The sequence below is a fragment of the Jeotgalibaca dankookensis genome (genome assembly GCF_002005405.1).
Classification (GTDB): domain Bacteria; phylum Bacillota; class Bacilli; order Lactobacillales; family Aerococcaceae; genus Jeotgalibaca; species Jeotgalibaca dankookensis.
This window is the reverse complement of record NZ_CP019728.1, coordinates 2,026,457-2,046,226: the sequence shown is the minus strand read 5'-3', so window position 1 is coordinate 2,046,226 and position 19,770 is coordinate 2,026,457. Positions and strand designations below refer to the sequence as shown.

At 38.1% G+C, this 19,770-nt stretch carries 20 protein-coding genes; 4 read left to right on the top strand and 16 right to left on the bottom strand.

The annotated features are described in order from the left end of the window. Window positions 1-117 precede the first annotated feature (117 nt). The 3 genes from BW727_RS10140 to BW727_RS10130 are packed head-to-tail and all read right to left on the bottom strand — an operon-like array spanning window position 118 to window position 3,658. On the bottom strand, window positions 118-1,983 hold the full coding sequence (locus BW727_RS10140; RefSeq protein WP_062469210.1) for a PTS fructose transporter subunit IIABC: 1,866 nt from the start codon (window positions 1,981-1,983) through the stop codon (window positions 118-120). Beyond that, window positions 1,980-2,900 (bottom strand): 1-phosphofructokinase, encoded by a 921-nt coding sequence (gene pfkB, locus BW727_RS10135; protein WP_062469207.1) that lies wholly within the window; start codon window positions 2,898-2,900, stop codon window positions 1,980-1,982. The genes BW727_RS10140 and pfkB overlap by 4 nt, the downstream gene beginning before the upstream one ends. Further along, entirely contained in the window at window positions 2,897-3,658 is a 762-nt protein-coding gene (locus BW727_RS10130; RefSeq protein WP_062469204.1) for a DeoR/GlpR family DNA-binding transcription regulator, read from the bottom strand. Before BW727_RS10130 ends, pfkB begins: the two co-directional genes overlap by 4 nt. 168 nt (window positions 3,659-3,826) lie before the next feature. Between BW727_RS10130 and BW727_RS10125 the strand changes: the two genes are divergently transcribed. Then, a complete protein-coding gene (locus tag BW727_RS10125; RefSeq protein ID WP_062469201.1) occupies window positions 3,827-4,333 on the top strand; it encodes a GNAT family N-acetyltransferase in 507 nt (168 codons plus the stop codon). On the opposite strand, the gene BW727_RS10120 is transcribed toward BW727_RS10125, so the two are convergent. From BW727_RS10120 to cdaA, 5 genes are all read right to left on the bottom strand, one after another. Continuing rightward, window positions 4,286-5,251 carry an alpha/beta hydrolase gene (locus tag BW727_RS10120; protein ID WP_062469199.1) on the bottom strand — a complete coding sequence of 322 codons (966 nt, stop codon included), beginning with the start codon at window positions 5,249-5,251 and terminating at the stop codon, window positions 4,286-4,288. The genes BW727_RS10125 and BW727_RS10120 overlap by 48 nt on opposite strands. A 15-nt stretch (window positions 5,252-5,266) precedes the next feature. Next, window positions 5,267-5,803, bottom strand: a complete 537-nt coding sequence (locus tag BW727_RS10115) for a cysteine hydrolase family protein (RefSeq protein WP_062469196.1) — start codon at window positions 5,801-5,803, stop codon at window positions 5,267-5,269. Window positions 5,804-5,944: 141 nt separating this feature from the next. Then, complete coding sequence (gene glmM, locus BW727_RS10110) at window positions 5,945-7,300, bottom strand: phosphoglucosamine mutase (protein ID WP_062469193.1); 1,356 nt, start codon at window positions 7,298-7,300, stop codon at window positions 5,945-5,947. Between the two features lie 29 nt (window positions 7,301-7,329). Beyond that, entirely contained in the window at window positions 7,330-8,313 is a 984-nt protein-coding gene (locus BW727_RS10105; RefSeq protein ID WP_062469191.1) for a CdaR family protein, read from the bottom strand. Then, window positions 8,310-9,155, bottom strand: coding sequence for a diadenylate cyclase CdaA (gene cdaA / locus BW727_RS10100; protein ID WP_062469188.1), 846 nt, complete (start codon window positions 9,153-9,155; stop codon window positions 8,310-8,312). The genes BW727_RS10105 and cdaA overlap by 4 nt, the downstream gene beginning before the upstream one ends. Window positions 9,156-9,291: 136 nt before the next feature. Here cdaA and BW727_RS10095 point away from each other — a divergent pair, with 136 nt between their 5' ends. Then, a complete protein-coding gene (locus tag BW727_RS10095; RefSeq protein WP_062469185.1) occupies window positions 9,292-9,903 on the top strand; it encodes a DUF975 family protein in 612 nt (203 codons plus the stop codon). A 57-nt stretch (window positions 9,904-9,960) separates the two neighbouring features. Here the strand turns inward: BW727_RS10095 and BW727_RS10090 are convergent, their stop codons facing one another. Then, entirely contained in the window at window positions 9,961-11,550 is a 1,590-nt protein-coding gene (locus tag BW727_RS10090; protein WP_062469183.1) for an ABC1 kinase family protein, read from the bottom strand. Between the two features lie 19 nt (window positions 11,551-11,569). Further along, on the bottom strand, window positions 11,570-11,854 hold the full coding sequence (locus tag BW727_RS10085) for a phasin family protein (RefSeq protein ID WP_062469180.1): 285 nt from the start codon (window positions 11,852-11,854) through the stop codon (window positions 11,570-11,572). A 144-nt stretch (window positions 11,855-11,998) separates the two neighbouring features. On the opposite strand from BW727_RS10085, the gene BW727_RS10080 reads away from it, so the two are divergent. Then, window positions 11,999-12,586, top strand: a complete 588-nt coding sequence (locus tag BW727_RS10080; RefSeq protein WP_062469178.1) for an ECF transporter S component — start codon at window positions 11,999-12,001, stop codon at window positions 12,584-12,586. A gap of 39 nt (window positions 12,587-12,625) precedes the next feature. Here the strand turns inward: BW727_RS10080 and BW727_RS10075 are convergent, their stop codons facing one another. The 6 genes from BW727_RS10075 to BW727_RS10050 all read right to left on the bottom strand — a co-directional run bounded on the left by BW727_RS10075 (window position 12,626) and on the right by BW727_RS10050 (window position 18,054). Beyond that, on the bottom strand, window positions 12,626-13,738 hold the full coding sequence (locus BW727_RS10075; RefSeq protein ID WP_062469175.1) for an NADH-dependent flavin oxidoreductase: 1,113 nt from the start codon (window positions 13,736-13,738) through the stop codon (window positions 12,626-12,628). 137 nt (window positions 13,739-13,875) lie between these two features. Beyond that, window positions 13,876-14,346: a glutathione peroxidase gene (locus BW727_RS10070; protein ID WP_062469172.1), complete on the bottom strand. Its 471-nt coding sequence runs from the start codon at window positions 14,344-14,346 to the stop codon at window positions 13,876-13,878. A gap of 4 nt (window positions 14,347-14,350) precedes the next feature. Continuing rightward, entirely contained in the window at window positions 14,351-15,142 is a 792-nt protein-coding gene (locus tag BW727_RS10065) for a hypothetical protein (protein ID WP_062469169.1), read from the bottom strand. Between the two features lie 28 nt (window positions 15,143-15,170). Beyond that, entirely contained in the window at window positions 15,171-15,632 is a 462-nt protein-coding gene (locus BW727_RS10060) for a MarR family winged helix-turn-helix transcriptional regulator (RefSeq protein ID WP_159443139.1), read from the bottom strand. Between the two features lie 5 nt (window positions 15,633-15,637). Further along, complete coding sequence (locus tag BW727_RS10055) at window positions 15,638-16,513, bottom strand: phytoene/squalene synthase family protein (protein ID WP_062469164.1); 876 nt, start codon at window positions 16,511-16,513, stop codon at window positions 15,638-15,640. 20 nt (window positions 16,514-16,533) lie between these two features. Continuing rightward, window positions 16,534-18,054 carry a phytoene desaturase family protein gene (locus BW727_RS10050; RefSeq protein ID WP_062469161.1) on the bottom strand — a complete coding sequence of 507 codons (1,521 nt, stop codon included), beginning with the start codon at window positions 18,052-18,054 and terminating at the stop codon, window positions 16,534-16,536. A gap of 202 nt (window positions 18,055-18,256) precedes the next feature. On the opposite strand from BW727_RS10050, the gene BW727_RS10045 reads away from it, so the two are divergent. Next, window positions 18,257-19,750 (top strand): phytoene desaturase family protein, encoded by a 1,494-nt coding sequence (locus BW727_RS10045; RefSeq protein ID WP_062469158.1) that lies wholly within the window; start codon window positions 18,257-18,259, stop codon window positions 19,748-19,750. Window positions 19,751-19,770: the final 20 nt, after the last annotated feature.

The window sequence follows — 19,770 nt, the reverse complement described above, 5'->3', positions numbered from 1 at the left end:
TCATGGGTTTCTTTTATTTTACCTAGGTGTTGCACTTAATATTACAATTCATCATAAACAAAAAAGTCTAGAAAAGAGACATTGGCTCAATGTCTTTTTCCTAGAGTCTGTTAATACTTATTCTTCAACAACTACTGGTTTCCATAACCCTAACATGATTGCCGCTACTAGCGTTCCAGCGACAAGCGCAATTAGGAAGAACCATGGATGCTCCACTAGACCAATCACGAATAATCCGCCGTGAGGAGCTGGGATAGAGACATTCCACAATTGTGTCAAACCACCCGCAATAGCTGAACCGATTATAGACGACCCAATGACCCGAAGTGGATCCGCTGCTGCAAAAGGAATGGCTCCTTCAGTGATAAAGGACGCTCCCATTACGAAGTTAGAAAGACCTGATTGTCTTTGAGCAGTAGTGAATTTATTTTTGAATAAAACAGTTGCTAAACCAATTGCTAGCGGTGGAACCATACCGCCAGCCATAACTGCGGCCATAAAGCTACCATCACCAGTATCAGTAAAAATTCCAATTGAGAAAGCATAAGCAGCTTTATTAAAGGGCCCACCCATATCAATCGCCATCATTCCACCTAGTAATAGACCCAGTATAACTGTATTACCGGTTCCTAAGTTCTCTAAAAACTGTAGCATAGCATTATTTATCGTTGCAAAAACAGGACCGATTAGGAAGTACATGAGTAAACCAGTTATCAAAAGCCCCAATACTGGGTAGATTAAAATAGGTTTTAACCCATCTAGAGATCGTGGCAATCCTTTAAACGCTTTTCTCAAGCCAAGAACGATATAACCGGCAAGGAAACCTGCCACTAACCCACCCAGGAAACCAGCATTACTATTAACTGCAAGCAACCCACCTGCCATACCTGGCAGTAAGCCGGGTCTATCTGCAATACTCATGGCGATGTAACCTGCTAAAATTGGAATGAGGAAGTTGAATGCCGTTCCTCCAATTGTATTAAAAGCAATGAAAAGTTCACTTTCTTGACCAAATGAGTTTTCGAATAAGAAGGAAATTGCTAAGAGGATCCCTCCACCTACCACAAAGGGTAGCATGTGCGAAATTCCATTCATTAAGTCTTTATAAATGGTTGATCCAATTGAATTTTTTTCGGTATTGGCAGTTGGCTCACTTGTACCATCAACTTGGAATATAGGTGCTTGTTCGCTCAATGCTTTATTGATGAGCTCTTCTGTTTTATTAATACCATCACTTACTGGACGTTGAATCAAATGCTTTCCTGAAAAACGATTCAGTTCAACTTTTTTGTCAGCTGCAACAATAACGCCGACTGCACGATCGATTTCATCTTTTGTTAAAGGATTTTTGATTCCTTCTGAACCATTTGTTTCAACTCGTATGTCAACATTCATTTCTTTAGCTTTTTTCTTTAGTGCATCTTCAGCCATATAAGTATGTGCAATTCCGGTTGGGCAAGCGGTCACCGCTAAAATCAGTGGGCGCGTATTGGTGGCTGGCATTTCTTTTGCCTCTTCTTGTTCTCTTTCAGCTTCTTTTTGGTCGAACAAGGCGTGCACTTCTTCTGGTGTTTCTGCTTGTTTTAAGTTTGTTAGTAAATCTGGATCAATCAAAGAACGAGATAAGGCTGCTAACACTTGTAGATGAACGTCATTTCCACCTTCAGGTGCGGCAATCATAAAGAAGAGATGAGCCGGTTGTCCATCTAAAGATTCATAATCAAGACCGGATACACTCTTTGCAAAAAGAACAGCAGGTTTTTTTACAGCGGCATTCTTGGCATGTGGCATAGCAACCCCATCGCCTAAACCTGTTGAGGTTTCCGCTTCACGTTTCATGATACCCGCTTTAAAGGTTGCGATATTATCAATGACGCCGTTCTCAAATAATTTTTCAACCATTTCGTCAATAGCTGCTTCCTTGGAGTTAGCCTGTAAATCCATAATCATTAACTCTTTTAGTAATACGTCTTTAATTTTCATTTTTCCTCACTCCTTATTACTTTTGTTATGGTAATTTCTGGTAATAATTTTTTTATTTGTTCAGCAGTTGCTAAATCTTTCTCAAATGCTGTTGCACTTCCACAAGCGAGTCCCATTCGAAACGCCGCAATTGCATCCGCTGTTTCCGCATAGGTTCCAGCAAAACCAGCAATCATCGAATCTCCTGCGCCTACAGAATTTTGAACCTGACCTTTAGGAGCACTCCCTTGATAAACGCCATCTTGCGTAAACAATAGGGCGCCTTTTTCAGCCATAGAAATAATGGCATATTGTGCGCCTTTGGTCAGAAGTTTTTTTCCGTAAGTCATTAATTCTGCTTCTGAAGAAATCGTGACTTCAAACAAATCGGCTAACTCGTGATGGTTCGGTTTCACAAGCAAAGGTTTATAAGCTAAGGCTTGCCGTAATTCTTTTCCTGTTGTGTCGATAATAAATTCGCTCGTTAAATTTTCAATAATTTCTTGATAGTAGTTTTCTGGTAGATTTGCTGCCTTGCTACCGGAAAGAATCACAATATCCTCCTGGTGAGCTGTTCTTAACGTGTCTATTAATTGATCACTCGCTTGTGTCGTTATATGAGGTCCATTACCATTTAACTCTGTTTCAACATTGGATTTTATCTTGACGTTTATCCGAGTGGGTTCGGAAATTTTAATAAATTTCGTTGCAACTGATTCCCGAGCCAGGCTGTCTTCGATAAATGCACCCGTAAAGCCACCTAGAAATCCTAACGCTATTGTTTCATGGTTTAATCTTTTAAGAATACGTGAAACATTAATCCCTTTTCCTCCTGGTAACATTTCGCTACTTTCAAAGCGATTGAGCGTACCCATCGAAAGATTATCGACACCGATAATGTAATCAATAGACGGATTCAACGTTACTGTGTAGATCATTTTTTCGCCTCCCATATTTTAATCTCTTTACCAAGCTGTCGTTTATCTTTATCGTTGACATAATCGGTCAGCAAAGAGTAATCATCTAGTTCTCCTACTTTGGCAAAGCTAACATGGTGAAATTTTGTATGGTCTGCTACTACAAAACATTGATTCGCCTGTTTTCCGGCTAATTTTTTCATCGCAGCTTCTTCCAAGTCAGGAGTTGTATAGCCATATTCGTAATCAATTCCATTGATTCCGATGAATGCTTTATTAAATCGATACTGTTGCAACTGTTTTTGTGCAACCGAACCAATAATCGCTTGAGTCTTTTCTTTCACTTGGCCACCAATTTGAATCGTTTCAATATGCAAATCTGTTAGCAATTGTGCATGCGCTAAGCCATTGGTTATCACTTTTAAATCTGTAAACTCCTTTAAATAGGGAATAATTTCATAAGTCGTAGTGCCAGCGTCTAAATAAATAATTTCTTGATCTTTGATAATGGAAGCAGCTAATTGACCAATTAGCTGTTTTGATTGAACGTTTTTGGAACGTTTTTCTTCCATTTCTATTTCCGTCTGAATTGAATAATTCCGTTTGGCACCACCATGAACCCGGATAAGTAATCCCTTTTCTTCTAACTGTGATAAGTCTCGTCTAACAGTTGATATCGAACAGTTTAACTGCTTTGTTAAATCATTTAATTTTACAATGTGTTCACGGTCTAATTTCTCAAGTATATATTGCTGCCGCTCTTCTGTAAGCACTCTCATCACCTCGCACCGCCACTATAACATCAAATTCATTCACAATCAATCACTTTCGTTCAAACAAAAGTAAAAAAAGAGTAAGGAACTATTACTTCCTCACTTTTATAACAATGGTTTATTATTGACCAACGTTAGTTTATTAGTTAGACTTGGAAAAAAGGAGGGACCTCGATGCTGATTCGTAACATAAATAAAGCTGATAATCTCGTTATAAAAACAATTATTCAAGATTCTCTAAAAAAACGAGGGTTCGACCTTCCTGGTACTGCTTATTTTGATCCACAACTCGATGACTTAACCCACCATTATCAAAGTTTAGAGGCAGCAGCCTATTGGGTTATAGAAATTGATCAACAAGTCATCGGCGGAGTTGGAATCGCTCCTTATAGCAATGGTATTTGCGAGTTACAAAAATTATATATAAAGGATAATTTCCAAGGTTATGGTTACGCTAATCATCTCATGGAAGTAGCCTTAGCCTTTGCAGCTCAGCATTACCAAGCTTGTTATTTAGAAACACTTTTTGAATTATCCGCTGCTTGTAAACTTTACGAAAAGTTTGGTTTCCATCTCTTAAATAAACCACTTCCAGGGTCTGAACATTCCGCAATGGATGCTTGGTATTTTTTATCATTCGAAAAAGCGGTCGACAAAATCCCATACAGTGCGCCAATATAATTGGGGTGCTACCATAATGGATTCCCCATGGCCTGCCCCTGGCACAACTAATTTTTCTTTTTCTACTCTTGCGGCGTTATAAAGGTCATCTAACATTCTAAAAGGTACAAAGGTATCATCCTTGCCATGGATGAATAGAATGGGAGTCTGACTTTTTTTTATTTGCTTAATAGCAGAGGCTTGAAATAAGGCATAGCCAGCACGAAGCTTTGTCATTGTATTAGCAGCGTTCATAATCGGAAAAGCTGGCAAACCAAATATCTCATCTAATTGGTGTGAGAAAACCTTTTTAACAGTACTATAACCGCTGTCTTCCACAATGACTTTTACATTATTTGGAAGTGTTTCGCCAGATGCCATCATAACCGCTGCGGCTCCCATTGAAAGACCTAATAAAACAATTTCTGCTTTAGAGTCTTCTTCTATAACAGCATCAATCCAAGCTAAAATATCGAAGCGATCTGGCCAACCCATCCCGATGTAATTCCCTTCACTTTGCCCGTGTCCACGAAAATCGGGTGTGAGAACATGGAAATTTTTCTTAGAAAATCCTCTTACCCATCGAAGCATTTCTTCGTTGCTTCCAGTATACCCATGAAAGAGTATAGCGTATTTATGACTTGTTTCTTTATTTGGATAAAAAGATGCGGAAAGTCGTAATTTTTTAAAATCAGGCGAAATGATATGTCGTTCTACAGGTGGGTTTTCTTTGAGAAACAGTCGATCTGCTTCTTGAGCGGCTGCTTCAACTTCTGAGTCGATGGCAGGATTTTTTTCTGGATCTGCTTCCTCATCTTCAAAGTCTTTTTCACCTTTAACTTTTAACGCAAAATCATAAAAATAGTTACCAACAGCTAAATAGGAGGCTGCTGCAATCCCTGTAATTGCTGCCGTTTTTAAGAATAGACCTCGTTTCATTTTGTTCTCCACTCCTTATTCTATGATTTCAGTGTGAAAGCAGCGAACCATGTGGTTTAACATCGTTATTTCTAAATCTGTAAAAGTTGCCACGCCTTGTTTGTGAATAGCTGTTTTAAACCCTTCAGCATCAGCGCCACCAATCGTTAAAAAATCACAAATATCCGTTGTCACTCCAACCACGTGAACTTTTCCTACCTGATTTTCCTTCAATTGTTCCGCTAAACCGGTTTTAAAGAAAGCATTATAATTTTCTTTAGGAAGATAGGTGATGTCTTGTTTATTTTCTTGATACCATTCATTTAATTGCCCATAGAGTTCCTGACCTTTCGTCCCCACAACGTTATGGACCGGCCACAAATCAAAATGAGGATCGTTCGGTTGATGCGCATCCATGGCCACGACAACCGGCTGTCCGTTTTCGATGAATTGATTACCTAGTTCAATAATATACGGTACAACGGCTTGCGCAGGTTTGCCTACTGTTAATGAGCCTTCATCTGCTACAAAATCATTACTCATATCGACAATAACTAATGCTTCTTTTTTCATCTCGATTATCCCCTTACTCGTTATTTTAATCTTAGAAGTATTTTAACATATTTATATTCGTGAACCCTTTATTTTGACTTGTAAACAAAAAAAGACGAGACTTCTGTCTCATCTTTTTTCTTTACTTTTTAAGTACTTTTTTTATTCAATTCCAATTTCATTACGAACAACTGTTGCAATGCGCTCAACGTATTCACGTGTTTTTTCATCGGTTTCTGCTTCTGCCATAATACGTAACAAGGGTTCTGTTCCACTTGGTCGTACTAAAATGCGGCCATTTCCCGCCATTTCTGCTTCTACTTCATCGATTACTGCCTTCACAGTTGGTATAGCCATCACATTATGTTTATCGCTGACACGAATATTGACGAGGAGTTGCGGATAAGTAGTGACTTCAGCAGCAAGTTCAGATAGTTTTTTACCAGTTGCTTTCATAACATACATCAATTGAATAGCCGTTAAAATACCATCGCCCGTTGTATTTAAATCTAAAAAGACAATATGACCGGACTGTTCGCCACCAAGGTTATACCCGTTTTCGCGCATCTCTTGAACCACATAACGGTCACCTACTCTTGTTTTCAAAGCAACCATGTCTTCAGCTTCTACCGCTTTATGGAACCCTAAATTACTCATTACGGTTGAGACAATCGTATTTTTCACTAACTCATTTTTAGATTTTAAGAATTTACCACAGATAAACATAATTTTATCGCCATCAACTATTTCGCCATTTTCGTCTACTGCAATAACACGGTCCCCATCGCCATCAAACGCGACCCCAATATCTGCTTCTTTATCTAACACAAAGGCTTGCAGTTTTTCCGGATGCGTTGAACCAACACCGTCATTGATGTTGATTCCATTTGGTTTTACTCCCATTGTATAAAAATCCGTTTCTAAATCAGCAAACAGGCGATTTACGATGGGAACAGAGGCACCATGTGCGCCATCGATACAAACGCGTAACCCAGATAAGTCATCTGGAATGGTTGTCTTTAAGAAGGATATATATTTTAAAATTCCTTCATTGTATTCATCCACTGATCCCAATCCATCCGCAGAGGGACGTGGCAAGGCATCTTCTTCTTGATCAAGATACGCTTCAATCTCAAGTTCTTGGTCATCCGATAACTTAAACCCATCTGATCCAAAAAACTTAATACCGTTGTCTTCCGCCGGGTTATGCGATGCAGAAATCATAATCCCCGCTACAGAACCTTGAACACGTGTCAGATAAGCAACACCCGGTGTGGTAATGACGCCAAGTTGTAAGACTTCAATACCAACAGATAATAGTCCTGCAATCAGCGCATGCTCTAAAAGCTGACCAGAAATACGTGTATCTCTTGCCACTAATACGAGCGGTTTTTTAATATCTGGCGCATGTTGTTTTAAAACATGACCCCCATAACGTCCTAATTTAAATGCTAATTCGGGTGTCAACTCACTATTTGCTAATCCTCTTACACCATCAGTTCCAAAATACTTACTCATTTTTAAATCCCCTTTGTCTCTATCTCGTTTTATTCTGGTTTTTCTTTTTCGACTGTAATTTCTATTTCAACTTGTTCTGGTGCTATTGTAGCACCTTCAATATCAAGTGGTTTTATTTTTTTAGTTATTATTTTACTGGAATTAACCTTACTAACATCTATTTCAAGCAGAACTTCATCAACTTCTGCGAGTAACTTCTTGTTACCCGTCGCCGTTATTTCATCATTGCCCACAACACTCATCTGGTAGGTCAACCCAGCTACAGGCGTTCCCACTTGAGTTAAACGGATAGGAATTTCTTTTTTGTAAGGTTCAACTGGAATTTCAACATTAATTTCTTGTGGTTCGACGACGACATTTAATTTGTTGCGATTACTATCTTCCACTTGTACCACAGTTTTTTCGTTTATTGTCTTGATGATTGTTTCGTCTGCCGGTACACGGACATAGATGCGATCAATTCGCTCAATCGTAGAACTAGGTCCAGACACCACAACTTTTTCACGACTTAAAATAGGCTCTTTCGCCACGTAATCATCCGCGACTGCACTGGAATCAAATAGAACTTCCACTGCGCTTTCAAAAGAAACTTTTTCTTCAATTTGAACATTGATACGCGATGGCGTTATTTGATAGGTCAGCTCATCTGATAAATTTTCTACCTGAAGTTTAATAGTGTGATTACCGGGTCCTAACAAATCCAAGTCCTCTGTGGTAATTTTAAAATCATTAGCAGATAAAGTTTGGACAATCACACTTTCCGGTCCGGATAAATTCAACATCACCGTCTCTGGTAATCCCGAAATAAAATATTGGTCAGTATTCATATTCACCTCAATGGGTAAATTAGAAATGGTTTCACTCCTTAAGGTACTAATTGAATCATTACGGTTAGTAGTCGTTAACCCATAATTTTCCGAATAAACATAACTAAAAAGTAAGATTGAAACGAATAATGAGACAATTCGTATAAACCAGATATTTTTAAAGATATCATTATTTTTTTTATTCATTCAGAATTCCCCCATCTCAAACTTTCAAGGAACTCTTGAAGCGCATTCGTCTTTATTTTTTCATCCTCTTCATCAAATACTAATTCTTCTTTCAAATAAGCGACAAAATCTTCCTGTTCCATATCCCTTATTAAACGGTTATTGTGCGCGATACTCACATCGCCTGTTTCCTCAGATACAATAATCGTAATCGAATCCGAAACTTCACTCAATCCAATGGCAGCACGATGACGTGTCCCTAATTCCTTTGAAATAAGAGGATTTTCAGATAAAGGCAGGTAACTAGCCGCTGAAGTAATTTTGAAGTCTTGGATGATGACGGCGCCATCATGCAAGGGTGTATTCGGTATAAATATATTAATCAATAATTGACTGGATACATCACTATTTAGTTGAATACCTGTATTGGCATATTCGTCTAAAATATCATTTAGTTCAATGGAAATAAGAGCCCCAATTTTTCGCCTTGCCATATACTGGATGGCAGTATCTACTTCTTGGACAAAATAATCACCCGTACGTAGCATCCGATTGGCTCTATTTTGGAAGCTTGCTTTTCCTAAATGTTCAAGTCCTCTTCTTATTTCAGGTTGGAAAACGACAATTACTGCTACAACACCCCAACGAATGACTTGGTTAATGATCCAATCCATCGTATTTAATCCTAAAAGGACAGCTGCTAACTTAATCAATACTATAATTAAGACGCCTTTCAATAATTGGATGGCACGTGTTCCTTTTAAAATGGTGATAAGCTTATAAACAAGGTACCAAACCAACACAATATCAATGACGTTCATTGCATTTTCCCAACTAATAAGTGTTTCTAAGTTAAAATTCATTGCAAAAGGTAACCCCCCTACTTATAAGTTTCTACTAATTATATCACACGCTGTCGGCTTGATGCTCTAATTGCTATTATTTTTACAAAAAATATACCAAAATGTTATAATAAAGGCATATAAAGGAGAGGATCAGATGAATCATGCTAACTTAAAACAGCAAGCAAAAGCAGATATTCGTGAAAATTATTCACCTTGGCTACTCTTTGCTGTTGTAACGATTATTTTATCGTCTTACCAATTCGTTTCACAAACAAATCAAACCGATGTTTATGGTTATGTTTCAAGAAATATTCACTTGCAAGCACGTTTATTTGATTTGATTCAACTCATTTTAGTGGTTCCTTTTACACGCTTAGCTATTCATCTGACGACCAACACCTATTCTAGTATGAAAGACAGTATGTTTAAAAATCAGTTATGGCTACGCGATATTGGTGCCATGTTATTGGTCTCAATCTATACGTTTTTATGGACGCTACTCTTTATTATACCAGGTATCGTAATGTCCTATGCATATTATTTTGTTCCCTATATTTTAGCGGAGGACAACAATATTTCTATTTCTGAAGCCATCTTGCTATCCAGAAAAATGACGGAGGGTTACAAATTTGATTTGTTCATCCTCGATTTTTCTTTTATTTTATGGAATTTAGCCTCTCTCTTAACCTTTGGGCTCGTTGCTCTTTACGTCATTCCTTATAAAAAAGCGACGCGTGCTCACTACTACTTAAAATTATCGCGTTAAAATAAATAAACGGGGCAACCACGACTGGTTTGCCCCGTTTACTGGCTCTAGAAAGCGCTACAAATTGCCAGAACGAAAAATAGAATATAGCAACCACATACCGAATAAACCGGAAATAACAAAACCTGTTTGGCCTAATACTTGACCACCACTGGTTCCAGACATAATTGCAGAAGACAAGAGTAGTCCAACAATAATTAAGGACATGACAACGCGGTTGAACATCTTCTTCAAATCAACCCATTTTTCATCTAAGTCGTCTGTGTCAATGTTGATTCGCAAGCGTCCATTGACAATTTGTTTTAGTAAACCAGAGAGAGTAGCTGGCAGGGCCTTGGTCTCCTTCAGAAAAATATAACTGTCCATAGCCAAGCGATCTTTATCAATACCTTCTAATAAGCTCGTTACAGTCAGTTTTCCTGCTAAATAATCTTTGGCTGTTTCGATAAGGTTTAAATCGGGGGACAAATCCAGATAGACACCCTCCAAAATTGATAACGCTTTCGCAAGGATAGTTAAATCGCTGGGAATGACCATATTATGCCGTTTAAACATTCGGATAAAGTCCGTTAAGGCTTCTGAGATACGAATAGAACCCATATTTGCAGTCAGATAGACATCAAATATATGTTCTAAATCCTTATAAAGTTCTCGTTTATCTAACGGTGAACGCGGTGTTGCCAACTTTAACGAACTGTCGACCATTAAATCAATATCACGAATCGCCAATGCTTCGATAAGATGATTGAGTTCAAGTCGTGTTGTCTCTGTCAAACGACCCATAATACCAAAATCAATATAATAAATTTTCCCCTCTTTAATAATAAAATTACCCGGGTGTGGGTCACCATGGAAAAATCCATCTTTAAAGACTTGTTTTAAATAGGAAAGAATTAATTTTTGGCTAATATCCTCCATATCATAACCAAGCTTCTCCAAAGCCGCTTGATTATTTATTTTTGTACCTTCAACATATTCTTCTACTAAAATCCGCCGTTTCGTCAGACCTTCATAAACTTTTGGAACACCTACACATGCAACGTCTTTATTTAGCTCCTTAAACTCTGCTAGCAATTTCGCTTCATTTTGAAAGTCTAATTCAACCAGTGTTGCATCTTTAACTTGTTGCAAAGCTTCTTTGGGATCAATGACATCCACAATGCCTTTAGGGATGAAATCACTCAAACGGATTAGAATATCCAAGTCCCGAATGAGTAGTTTATCAATCACGGGTCTTTGAACCTTCAAAATAACTTCTTCACCTGTTCGTAAGATTCCCTTATGCACTTGGGCCATGGATGCACTTGCTAGAGGTGCTTCCTCTAACTTCAAAAAAACTTCGCCTAAAGACAAACCTGTGTCTTCAAAGAAAATGCGCTCCACTTCTGAGAAAGGAAATTCTGGTGCACGGTCTTGCAGCAGCGCCAGCTCATCAATAAAAGCCTGCGGTAAAATATCCAGACGTGTAGAGAGAATTTGGCCAATTTTAATAAAACTTGGACCTAACTTTTCAAAAGCCTTCCGTAAATTGACTGCATCTATTTCAACAGCATCTTCACGGTTTTGAATTTTATGGTGGTAAACGAAACGAAGCCCGTAACTCGAAAGTGTTCGTACGATTTCCCTTAAACGTTTATCATTTGCCATCATTCTCTCCTACCTATCTTTACGATTTATTTAGTAGTGTATCTAATTTTTCGTTTAATTGATCTAATTTTTCATTGAGAGCATCTAAATCTTCTTTTTTAGCATAACCAAAATTTTCTAATTCGCTCTTTTGAAGGGGACGTTTGTCTGTTACTTTACGAGTTAGTTCACTTTGCAACTCTTTGCCTTCTTGCACCGTCACTTTGCCTTTATCGACCATTTCATCGATTAACTTCTCTGCTTTTTCAACAGAGGTAGAGGTGATTCCAACGCCAGCTAAAAAGATTTTCTTGAGTTCTTCCATTTTCTCCATCTCCTTTTATAAATGATCTATTCTAATGTTATTCTAACCTAAATGAATCATTTTAGCATCTATAAGTGCAAGACTATTCTAACTCTCAAAAAAATCTGGTAATATGTAGAGAACATCTAAAAGGAGGTTACCGACTTGAAGAATTCTAAAAATAAAACTTACCGTATTGCGGTTCTTGGTATTTTAACTGCTATCATTATTATCCAAAACTTCGTTCCTTTTCTGGGAAATATTCCTATTCCTCCGCTTAACCCAACTATTATTCATATAACTGTTATTGTGGCTACTTTTGTCTTGGGAATAAAAGACGGGATGATTGTTGGAGGTATTTGGGGGCTCGTTCGTATGATTAAGGCGTATACTTTGCCAGCTTCACCTCTTGATTTGCTCTTATTCACCAATCCCTTGATTGCACTTGTTCCCCGAATCTTAATTGGCTTAACAGCTGGTTTGGTTTTTCAATTTTTCCATAAAAAAGGCAATACAAAGCGTGGAATGGTTATCGGAGCGGTAGTAGGCTCTTTGACCAACACCTTACTTGTTCTGGGATTTATTGCTCTCTTATTTGGGCAAGAGTACTCAGAAGCCTTAGGCGTACCAGCTACTAATCTCATGGGTGTCCTTGCTACCGTGGTCGCAACGAGCGGAATTGCAGAAGCTGTTGTTGCCGCCATCTTGGCGCCGGTTATCAGTAATGCGTTGATAAAAGTTAAAAGAAAATAAAAATATCAACCATTACGAGCATGTAATGGTTGATATTTTTTATTTAAATGGCACCCAACCTGGAACGCTTTTTAGGTAAGCCCACATCATGTTAGGGATAGCTAAGTCTGAACGGCTTTCATTTGAAAGTGCTGAACGAATAGGTTGATTGTTTTTTTCCTTTTCAAGCCAATCCGGTTCGACAATCAGTTGGCGCCCTACTGCTACAAGGGATGCACCAGATGCTACTACCTCTGCCGCTTCGTCTAGTGTATGGACTTGTCCAACCCCAATGACGGGTACCCGGTTATCAATTACTGCTAAGACTTTATCAAGCATTGGTTCTTTGTCTGCTTGATCGCGAATAGATGATTGTTGATAGTGTCCAAGCGACAAATGGATATAATCTAAGTCTTTTTGCGTTAGGTGCTCTAATAAAGCAGCTGTGTCTTCAAAAGTAATGCCTGGATTTTCTAATTCTTCTGGGGAAATACGATAGCCCAAAACAAATGGTTTTGTTGCATGTTCTGTAACTGCTTTTTTTGCAGCATCCACAACTGCTAGCGGGAATTTCATACGCGCTTCGCGTGTACCGCCCCATTTGTCCTCGCGGCGATTGGAATGTGGTGAAAAGAATTGTTGTATGAGATAGGTATTTGCACCATGAAGCTCTACACCATCAAAACCTGCTTCTATCGCACGACGCGTTGCTTGGCCAAATGCTTCTATGACCTCTTCTACCTCTTGACTTTCTAGAGCACGCGGCACTTCTGCATTCGGACGTAGTGAAGCAACAGCACTGGCACTCACGGGTTGCAAGCCCTTCAACCCTTCGCTTGAGCCCATGCGACCCACATGGAAAATTTGCAAAATTGCCTTCGTGCCGTTTTCATGAATGGTATCAGCTAGTTTTTTTAGACTTGGTATCATTTCATCAGAAGCCGCACTCAACGAACCGGGGAAACGGCCATTTTCCAAAACATGTGCACATGAAGTAATCACGGCTCCTAGTCCTTTGGTACGACGTTGATAGTAGTTTAATTCATCTGTTGTGACCATCCCATTAATAAAGGATGAATTTGTTGTCATTGGAGCCATTAATAAACGGTTCTCAATCGTTACACCACTAGGAAATGTAAATGATTCAAACAATGCAGTGTCTTTCTCTTCCATACTTTTATCTCTCCCTTTCTTTACTTACTTATTAACAGTATACCGTAGGTTGCTTGATTAAAACAAAAATATCGCTTTAATAGTCTAGTAAAAAAGAGGAACCACGTAGAATTTTACGTGGTCCCTCTTTTTATTTATTACAAATACGTTTTTATCTCTTCTTGAAAGGTTAGTGGAGTTGCCGTAGGTCCAAAGCGTTTAACAATATGTCCGTTTTTATCCACTAGAAATTTAGTGAAGTTCCATTTGACTGCTTTACCCATAACTCCTTTTGTCTCTTCGGTTAGTAACTTAAAGAGGGGATGCGCATCTGCGCCGTTTATTTTAACGATTTCATGCATAGGGAAAGTTACCCCATACGTTAAGCGACAAAATTCAACAGCTTCTTCAGCTGTACTGACTTCTTGTTTAAATTGATCCGAGGGAAAGCCTAGTACCACAAGCCCCTGGTCTTCATAGGCTTCATATAACCCTTGCACTTCTTCGAATTGGCCTGCCAGACCGCACTTAGTAGCAGTGTTAACAATTAATAAAGGTTTACCTTTATAGCGATCTAAGGTATAGGTTTCGCCATTTTCGAGTGTCACTTCAATATCATAAATATTCAATTTATTAAACCTCTCTTGTTTGTCTATCCAGAATGGGTAAGATACTATTCTTATTACGTACGAATACATAAACCGCCATTGCTATTAATAAAGCCATATTAATTAAAGCAATCACTTCTAAAGTTCCATAAGAACCTGCTGCTTGCAATTCCTTATAAATCCCAAAGTAAGCCCATGCAATAGGAAGTGTAAAAGTCGCATTTTTTACTTGAGATAAGACATAGATAACAATTACGATTGAAAGTATCATAGTGATGATAGTCCATGTTGTTTCGGAAATACCAAAACCGCTCCATTCAATTTTAACTAAGAAAGCACTAATATTTACTAAGGTTGCAATAAATAACCATCCTCCATGCATCCCAAAAGTAAGCGGCAGTAACCAACGTCTTTCTTTATTAAGCGATAACAGTTTCATCAAAATAGAAGTGAGACCTAACAAATAAATTACAATAAAAATGGTTGAAATACCCACTAGAATATAAGAAAAAGTGACAATCCATACCATATTTGCTGCGAAGGTAATCCAAAGTAATGGCGTTATAGCTTCGATTGCTTGATGATAATAATCATCTTTATATTTAACAATCATCACAATTAAACTTATAATCATCAGCCCATAGATAATACTCCAGATACTAAATGTAAAGCCAGCCGGTGTAATTAACGTTTGAAATCGAGCAGAGACGTCTGCTTGTGAGGAATCGTTAATGTAACCTGCCGCACCTAGAAAATTGACACCCAATGTCACAAGTAATAATCCTAAATTAACCCACGCTTTTGTTTTAGTCGTCATCATTTTTTCTCCTTTCTTTTATAGTTGACTAAGAGTCATCATCTTGAAGATTTAGTTTCCCTAATTGTTCTTGAAGAAGACCTAATTGTTTCACTAATACCGACACATTCATAGCTTCAAACTGAACATGTTCTAATTTTTTTAAAATAGCCTGGTTAATGGCGTACTTTGTTTCGCTTGCTTTAGGTGCTAAATAAATCAGCATCGTGCGTTTATCAGACTCATGTGGTTGTCTTTGAATCCACTCTTGAGAAGCCAGACGTTTTAGTATGGGATTAAGTGTTCCTATTCCCATTCCTGTACGCCCGCCGATATCACTGATTGATATACCATCTTTATCCCATAGCGCTAGAAGTACTAGGTACTGCGAAAAAGTTAGTTTAAAAGGTTTAAGTGCTTGGGAATAGAGCTTACCCATCTCTTTAGAGGCGCGATATAAATGAAAACATAAATGGTCTTCTAATTTTCGCTCAAATATCATTTTATCCATACTCTTTACCATGCCTTCGCTTGTTTTCTTGCTTCTAGAACAAGTGCTGCCATTTTTCGCTCGGATACATAATTTCTAGTCTTAATACACTCGTACCCGTTCTGACGAACACTATCCATAATCGCACTATAGAGCTTGGCAGAAACTAAGATAGGAAACCGGCAATCCTTATCATAGAGTTGGATACTTTCCCAAAATTCACGGTACCCGGTTTGAGATTCATGAGCAATTTCTTCCCACAAGGCAATGAAACGATCATTAGGTCCTTCTTGCATAATCATCGGAAGATCTACTCTATATTTTTCTAATAAGTCAGAAGGAATATAAACACGATTATTATCACGATAATCTTCGCCTATATCTCGTAAAATATTCGTCAATTGCATCGCTACCCCCAGAGAGATCGCACTCGCTTCTAAAGGCTTACGGTCGTCTTGATCTGATGCTAGAACAGGCAACAACATTAAACCAACTGATCCTGCAACGTAGTAGCTATATTCTTTTAAATCAGTCATGCTTTTAATTTCTTTAAAAGACAAGTCACGTTTTTGCCCTTCTAATTGGTCGAAGAATGGTTTTGGTTCCATTCGATAACGGTGAAACACATCGCGCAAAGCTCGCCACATAGGATGATTAGGTGTGTTTCCCGCTACAAATGCGTGTAAGTCTTTTTCTAATTTTATTAGATTTTTTTTCTTTTCTTCAATAGGCTTTTGTGCATCTGCTGTATCATCTGCTTGACGACAAAAAGCGTAAATTGCATAGACAGCTTCCGCTTTACCTTTTGGCAATTTCGAAAATGCTGTATAAAAACTTTTGGATGACGTTTTTATAACCGCTTCGCAATAAGCATAATCATGCTTCAGGTCCGTTGCAATCATTTTTATCACCCTTTCCCCTATCAGCCGCGATCATCTAACATAAGCTCATCTGCTGCTATTTTTCCAGATAACAATACAATTGGGACTCCCGCACCCGGATGTGTGCTACTTCCGGTAAAGTAAAGGTTCTCGCATGCTTCTGCTTTTGCTTGTGGACGCCAGTGGTTACTTTGTGTAAGCGTTGGTTGTAGGCCAAAAGTAGCACCGTTATAGGCATTGAAACGTTCTTTAAAATCAATCGGTGTCATCATACTCTCCGAAATAATTTCATTTTCGATATTTGCCATACCAGGTAAGTTGCTAACTGCATCCAATGCTTTCTTACGGTAATATTGGACGGTTACTTCATCTTCCCAATCGTATTTTGCAGTTGATAATTCCGCAACAGGTACTAAAATATACAAGTTCTCTTTCCCTGCTGGTGCAGCTGTTGGATCTACTTTGGAAGAAGCGACCACATAAACGGATGGGTCTTCAATTACCTCACCAGAGAAAACTTGTTCTAAGTTCTTATCTACATCATCTGAAAAAATAAAGGTATGGAGATGCTCAAGTTCATCGTACTGGCGATCCATTCCTAAATACATAACGAAACAAGAACACGAATATTTCATTTTATCAATTTTTTGATCGGTATACTTGCCTTTAGCTGACTTTTCTTTAACCAAGCTCTTCATTGCATAAGGGAAATCTGCATTACACATAACATAGTCTGCTAACTCTTGACGTCCATTTACAGCAATCCCTTTGGCTTTACCATCTTCAATTAAGATTTCAGTGACCTCTGAATCATAGTGAATCTTGCCACCCAAGTCCTCTAAAACTGAAGCCATTCCCTCTGCCATTTTGTGCATGCCACCTTCGATATACCAAATACCATATAGTAATTCAATCATTGGGATAATGGTGTAGAGTGATGGGCCGTTATTGGGGCTAACACCAATATACAGAGTCTGGAAGGTTAACATATTACGAATTTTCTCATTCTTGACAAATTTAGAAATAGAATTCGTTGCACTATCGAATGTCTTTAATTTGAGGCCTTGCTTAAGCATAAAAGGATTGTAAAAATCTTTTTTATCACGGAAAGGACGTTGGAGGAAATAATCTTTGGCAATTAAGAAGCGGTCATAGACACTACTTAAATATCTCAAAAATCCTGCCGCATCTTCTGGGTCAATGTCTTCAAGCGTTTTCATTAACTTAGTCAAATCAGATGAAACATCGATATAATCTTGTCCTTTATCAAAGTAAGAACGATACATCGGATCAATGCGCTTCATTGGGATATAATCTTCTGGATCTTTTCCAGCAATTTCAAAAATTTCGCGATATATTTCTGGCATCATCACAATTGTCGGTCCAACATCAAAACGGAAGCCGTCTTTTTCAATTTGGTTCATTTTACCGCCTGGTAAACTTTCTTTTTCAAAAAGGTCTACTTGATAGCCTTCTTTTTGGAGTCGAATCGCTGTTGACAGTCCTGCTACACCCGCTCCTATTACAATTACGCGTTTGTTTGTTTTCAATTTAGTCACCATCTTTTCTAATTTATTGTCTTGATACCTCTATCATATTTTATATCTTGTACGATGTAAACAAAAACCCAACAATTCCTTTCATTTCTTTTAATTCAAGTAATTTAATAGAGTAAACCTTTACATCATTAAAGACACTGAGTATGATGATGTTAGTATGATAGATTGATTGAAACAGTTTTTATAGAAAATGGGAGTGATTAAAATGGAAAACAAGAAAACAGTTGTAGTGATCGGTGGTGGTTTAGGAGGCCTTTCTGCAGCTGTATCCTTAGCACAAGAAGGTTTTGATGTATCACTTTATGAAAAAAATGAACATTTGGGTGGCAAACTAAATCGTTTAAACCAAGATGGCTTTGGTTTCGACTTAGGGCCGTCTATTTTAACTATGAAGCATATTTTCGAAAGACTCTTTATTAAGAGTGGTGTAGATATGGATGACTATATCAAAACAGTTGAAGTGGAGCTCCAATGGCGCTCTTTCTTTCCAGATGATACGGTTATTGATTTATATGGTAACCTTGAAAAAATGGCTCAAATGAATAAAGAATTAACCGCAGAAGATATGGAGGATTATCGTCTTTTCTTGGAATATGCAAAAGATTTATACGATGCAACGGAAGAAGGCTATTTCAAAGAAGGACTCGATAATTTGAAAGAAGTGATTCAACATCATGGAGTTATTGGCTCTTTGAAATCATTTGATTACTTTTCTACTATGTACGATGCCATTGATAAACGTATTAAAAACCCTAAATTAACGGATATGCTTGCCTATTTCATTAAATATGTCGGGTCCTCCGCTGATGATGCTCCTGCTATTTTGAATATGATGATTTATATGCAGCATGCGCAAGGCGTATGGTATGTGCCAGAAGGCATGCATGGCATTGCTGAAGGGATCGTCCGTTTAGGAAAAGAAATAGGGGCAAATTTCCATACAGGACAGGAAGTAGTCCGTTTAAATACAGACGGCAAACGCATTAAAAGTGCAGAATTAGCTGACGGAACACTTCTACAAGCTGATTATTTTGTTTCCAATATGGAAGTTATTCCCGCTTATGAAAAACTCTTGCATGAAGAAAAAGATTTCACTGAAAAATTAGAAAAGAAATTTGAACCTGCTAGTTCTGGTCTAGTCTTGCACCTAGGTGTTAAGGGAGAATACCCACAACTCGCGCATCATAACTTTTTCTTCTCTAATAACTCAAAAAATAACTTTGAGCAAATTTTCCACAAACATGAACTTCCTACTGACCCAACTATCTACTTAGTTAATGTAAATAAAACTGATCCCACTCAAACAGTTCCCGGTCATGAAAACATTAAAATCCTTCCCCATATTCCTTATATCCAGGACAAACCTTTTACGGCGGCAGAATACGATGCGCTAGAAGAACGCGTTCTTGATAAACTGGAAAAAATGGGACTCACGGACTTACGTAAAAGAATCGTTACCAAGAATGTCTGGTACCCTGAAGATATTGAGAAAAATTACTACTCTCATCACGGTGCTATATACGGTACCGTTTCAAATCGTAAAAAGAATAAAGGCTTCAAACATCCCAAAGAAAGTGAGCTTTATAACAATCTTTATTTTGTCGGTGGTACGGTAAACCCTGGTGGTGGGATGCCAATGGTTACATTAAGTGGGCAACAAGTGAGTGATAAAATCAGCAAGAAAGAACGTAATAATTAAAGAGAAAAGCTTAGAAAGGA